Source organism: Romboutsia sp., from assembly GCF_035470145.1.
Lineage (GTDB): Bacteria > Bacillota > Clostridia > Peptostreptococcales > Peptostreptococcaceae > Romboutsia_D.
In genome coordinates this window covers 1-5222 of record NZ_DATIRC010000322.1, presented here as the reverse complement: position 1 = coordinate 5222, position 5222 = coordinate 1, and the positions used below count along the sequence as shown (strand labels likewise).

4 protein-coding genes are annotated in these 5222 nt (G+C 30.4%); 1 reads left to right on the top strand and 3 read right to left on the bottom strand.

What is annotated here, in order from left to right:
- Positions 1 to 201: 201 nt before the first annotated feature.
- Positions 202 to 711 (top strand): flavin reductase family protein, encoded by a 510-nt coding sequence (locus VLM92_RS13045; RefSeq protein WP_325276770.1) that lies wholly within the window; start codon positions 202 to 204, stop codon positions 709 to 711.
- Positions 712 to 790: 79 nt separating this feature from the next.
- Here VLM92_RS13045 and VLM92_RS13040 read toward each other — a convergent pair whose 3' ends face one another.
- The 3 genes from VLM92_RS13040 to VLM92_RS13030 all read right to left on the bottom strand — a co-directional run bounded on the left by VLM92_RS13040 (position 791) and on the right by VLM92_RS13030 (position 5063).
- On the bottom strand, positions 791 to 1753 hold the full coding sequence (locus tag VLM92_RS13040) for a hypothetical protein (protein WP_325276769.1): 963 nt from the start codon (positions 1751 to 1753) through the stop codon (positions 791 to 793).
- 326 nt (positions 1754 to 2079) lie between these two features.
- Positions 2080 to 3426, bottom strand: coding sequence for a sodium-dependent transporter (locus VLM92_RS13035; RefSeq protein ID WP_325276768.1), 1347 nt, complete (start codon positions 3424 to 3426; stop codon positions 2080 to 2082).
- A gap of 233 nt (positions 3427 to 3659) precedes the next feature.
- The gene (locus VLM92_RS13030; RefSeq protein WP_325276767.1) at positions 3660 to 5063 is read right to left on the bottom strand and encodes a tryptophanase; all 1404 of its coding nucleotides are present in this window, start codon (positions 5061 to 5063) and stop codon (positions 3660 to 3662) included.
- Positions 5064 to 5222 lie beyond the last annotated feature (159 nt).

Here is a 5222-nt window from a genome sequence, read left to right as displayed (position 1 = left end):
ACATTTATAAGTAAAAAATCTACCTAAGTCAAAGTTGCTTTATATAAGTTTCCTTCCGTATACTACTAAATTTTTATACTTTTTTAAGGATTTAAATGAAAAATATTTATATTTAATTTATTGGTTAGTATAAAATGAATGTTAGTAATGCAATTTAAATATAATAGAAATATAATTTAGATATAAAAAGGAGAGATTAATATGTACAAAGAAATAAATTTCACAGAACTTTCAAAAGAACTTTTAGATCAACTTCAAAAGGGAGCATTTTTAACAGTTAAGGCAGGAGATAAAGTTAACACGATGACAATTGCTTGGGGTTCCTTAGGCTTTATGTGGTATAAGCCAGTATTTACTGCAATGGTTAGATATTCAAGATATACTTATGATCTTATAGAAAATGCAGAAGATTTCACTGTTAGCTTCCCTTTAAATGGTCAGCTAAAACAAGAATTGGGTATATGTGGAACTAAATCAGGTAGAGACATGGATAAGTTTGAAGAATGCAATCTAACATTAAAAGAAGGAGAAGTTGTCAAATCTCCTGTTATTGATGAATGTGATCTTCATATAGAGTGTAAAATAGTTTACAAACAGCCAATGGATGAAAATGCAATATGTCAAGAAATCAAAGATAAGGCATATGGCGATGGAAACTATCATGTATTGTACTACGGAGAGATAGTAAAAGCATATGTAAAAGAGTCGTAAAACCAGTCCCAATAGTACACATAAAAAAGTCATAGAGTAATCTATGGCTTCTTTATAATTAAGTCAGACTCAAACTAATTTAATTTATAATTTTAGGATAAGAAGTTTTTAGCTTTACACTTTTTAATCTCTCTAATAAATCATCATTAAAATCACTGTCCTCAGCAAGTATAATCACTAGATTATATATCTCATTATTTATAGTTATTTTTATATTTTCACTGTAATTAATTATGCTATCTATGATAGCTACTGTTGTAATAGCCATTAATCCTTCTACACTTATTCCTATAAAAAAACCACCACTCGATTTATATAATTTTACACCTCGTCGATTCTGAGAATCTTTAGCAATATATTGATATTCTATAGCTATAACTTCAGCTAGCTCTGATACTTCTGACATTTGAACTTCTGTATATCTAAAACAGATAATCGTATCTTCTATATGATATTTATCATAATTCCCATCATATAAAAGATAATGATACCAAAAATGATTACCTCCTAATTTAAACTTTTTTTTACTTTTTCCAATTCCATCGCCTTGTTCACCTATAAAAATATGTTCAAAACCTGAACATGCATCTTTATTGTCATTATGATTAAACCATATATTGTTTTGGAGTTGTTTCCATTCTTCTTCTGTACAACTTTGATCTAATTTTTTATCTAAATACTGCTTTGCAAGCTTCATAACATCTGATTCAATGACATAATCTAATAATTCATCTTTTTCTTTTATTTGTTCTATAGTAGTTCTTTCTTCTTTATATTTATTTAAAATATAGTTATCTAATAACTTCTTAAATAATTCATAACTATTAGGATTTTCTTTTTTTTCTATTTGTGGTATATAGCATTCCTTAAAAATAGTAATTTCCTTTCTATTTGACCCCTGTACCTTTTCTGGTTTTGGTTTTAAATCTACTATTATATACCCTATCTCTTCATTTTTTTGATTGTCGCTAAGACCTTCAATCAAAGGCTTTATACCTGAATTTTTGAGATCACTATTCCATATTTCTTGATAAATATTCACAATAAAATCTCCTTTTAACACATCGTGTATAAACTACATATAATCCATGTGGTCTATAATTCATTTAAATATTTGTTTTTATTTTCTAATATAAGTATGCGTATCTTTTTATTATGCCATTACATATTTTATAATTTTTACAACCGATTTTTTCAATGAAAATTTGCCAATGAAATTGTTATTAATTTTTTAATGATTTTGAATTATTTAAGAGAGAGGAACTTTTAAATATGTATCCAAATCTTGAAGATATAATAAAGGATATATAAAAGCTTCAAACTAAGCTTATATATATCCTTCTCAAAACACCCGTTATTTTTTATCTATTATCCAATTCCACCTAACAGTATACCACCTATTACAACTATAAATGTTAACATAACGAATACATATTTAGTCATTGGCTCAAACCATTTTCCAAGTGGTTTACTTGCTCCTGTTTCCACTTCACTTCTAGCTACCTTAACACCTATTACCCAGAAGAACATTATTCCTGCAAGTAATGCACCTAGTGGAATAACGTAAATTGACAAGAAGTCCATCCATTTACCTAATAAATCTCCACTTTCTATAAATATACCTATAGCAAATGCTACTGTACATACAGCTAAAACAGCTGGTATTCTCTTTACATTTAATCTATTTTGTAACGCTTCTATTGGCACTTCTAATAAATTCATAAGAGATGTTATTGCTGCAAATAAAACAGATGTGAAAAATAATATAGCAAATAATTCACCTGCTGGCATTTGTCTAAACACCATAGGTAATGTTATAAATATTAACGGAGGTCCTGCTGCTGGATCTAGCCCAAAAGCAAATACAGCCGGTATAATAACAAGCCCTGCTATTAATGCAGCCACTGTATCAAAAAAAGCTGTATTTTTAGCACAACTCGGTATATCTATATCCCTTTTTAAATAACTTCCATAGACAACCATACCAGAACCTGCTAAAGATAAAGAAAAGAAAGCTTGCCCTAGAGCATAAATCCAAGTTTTTGGTTGAGACATAAACTCCCACTTAGGCACTAACATATATTTTACACCTTCCATAGCTCCTGGAAGTGTTATAACTCTTACAAGTATTACTAAAAATAATACAAAGAATATTGGCATCATAACTTTATTTACTTTTTCAATTCCATTTGCCACCCCTAGTATTAATATAACTGCCGTTAAAGCTATACCAGCAAAATGCCATCCTATGCTTCCATACGCACCTGCTATTTCTCCAAAGTATGCACCTGGATCAGCCGCACCAAGCATAGCTCCTGATAAAGAACCAAATAAAAATCTTATAAACCATCCAACAACTACTGCATATCCTGTAGCTATCCCAAATGCTCCTAGTACAGGTACAATTCCTATTAATGCTCCTCCTTTTTTGCCTTTTGATTTCATTGCTTTTTCAAAAGAGCCAATCGGACCAGTTTGTGTCATTCTACCAAATGCAAATTCTCCTATAAGACCAGTGTATCCAAGTATTATTACAAATAATAGATATGGTATTAAAAATGCAGCTCCCCCAAACTGTCCTGTTCTATAAGGGAACATCCATATATTACCCATACCTACTGCTGAACCTATACATGCAAGTATAAATCCTAACTTTGAACTAAAAGTGTCACGATTATCTTGCTGTGTCTTTTTTTCATTTCCACCATTTGACATATACCCACCTCTTTTAATAAAATTTTGTTATAACCTTTGACTATTTTCTACCTTGTTGCTTTATCGATAATGGTTTAATTTTATTTATGTGAAAAATATATGTAACTGTTTAATTGTTTATACTTTTAGGAATTTAAAATTAAGAATAGTTTACTAATAAATTTTAAAAATATAGCAAATCGCCTAAGATACAACTTCTACACGATTTGCTATACTTGTTATTTTAAATTAAATTAAGCTTCTATAGTTTCTTCTACTTTTACTGGGGCAAGTTTTGCTGTGAAGTGACGTAATACTTTTGGTTGCCAAGTTATTTCGTATCCATGTACTTCTGATGCTCTTTCTTTTATAGCTATTATTGCATCCACAACAACATCTAAGTGAGCTTGAGTATATACTCTTCTTGGTATAGCAAGTCTTGTAAACTCAAGTTCAGCTTGACGTTGCTGCCCTGTAACAGGGTCATTATCTAGCATATATGAACCTATATCACAACTTCTTATTCCAGCTTCTTTATAAAGCTCTATAGCTAAAGCTTGTGCTGGGTATTGGTAATAAGGTATGTGAGGAAGAATTTTTTTAGCATCTACAAACACCGCATGTCCTCCAACAGGATTTTGGTAAGTTATACCAGCTTCATCTAAGCGAGCTGCTATATATTCCATTTGACCTATACGGTATTTTAAATAATCAAAATCTACACCTTCTTGAAGCCCAACTGCTAAAGCTTCTAAATCACGTCCTGCAAGCCCTCCATAAGATACAAACCCTTCAAAAGCAATTGTACGAGCTTTTATATTATTATATAATTCTTCATCATCTCTTACTCCTATAAGTCCACCTATATTTACAATAGCATCTTTTTTAGAACTCATTGTAAGCATATCTCCATAGCTAAACATTTCTCTAACTATTTCTTTTATAGTTTTATCTTCATAGCCTTCTTCACGAGTTTTTATAAAATAAGCATTTTCAGCATATCTAGCACTATCTATAACTACAGGTATATTATATTTTTTAGCTACTTTATAAGTTTCTCTCATATTTTCCATTGATACAGGCTGACCACCAGCAGTATTGTTAGTTACTGTCATTATTATAGCCCCAACATTTTCTGCACCAAATTCATTTATAAGCTTTTCCATTCTCTCAACATCCATATTACCTTTGAAAGGAGCATATGTTACAGTATCCAAAGCTTCTTCCACTACACAGTCTATAGCTTTAGCTCCAGTAAGTTCTACATGTGCTCTTGTTGTATCAAAGTGCATGTTAGATATAGCATATTTTCCAGACTCAACTAATAATGGCATAACTACCTTCTCAGCAGCTCTTCCTTGGTGAACCGGTTGTATGTATTTATATCCAAATATATCTTGCGCAGATTCTACTAAGTTAAAATAACTGTTAGCCCCTGAATATGACTCATCTCCAAGCATTACAGCTGCCCATTGTTTAGAACTCATTGCACCTGTTCCACTATCTGTAAGCAAATCTATATATACATCATCCGCCTGTAGTGAAAATAAGTTATAATTAGCATTTTTAATTTTTTCTTCTCTTTCTTCTACAGTTGTCATTTTCATTGGTTCTACCATTTTGATTTTGAATGGCTCTGCTATATACTTTTTACTCATAATAAAGACCCCCATTTTGGTTAAGTATTTTTAAATTCTTTAGTTATGATGTATTTTGAAATGTCTGTTGATATGCTTATCTGAAATCGTTTTCCTCTATTTAATAATATCATATATAATTTTTGGTATCAATAATTAATAAAATCATTTTAAATCAAA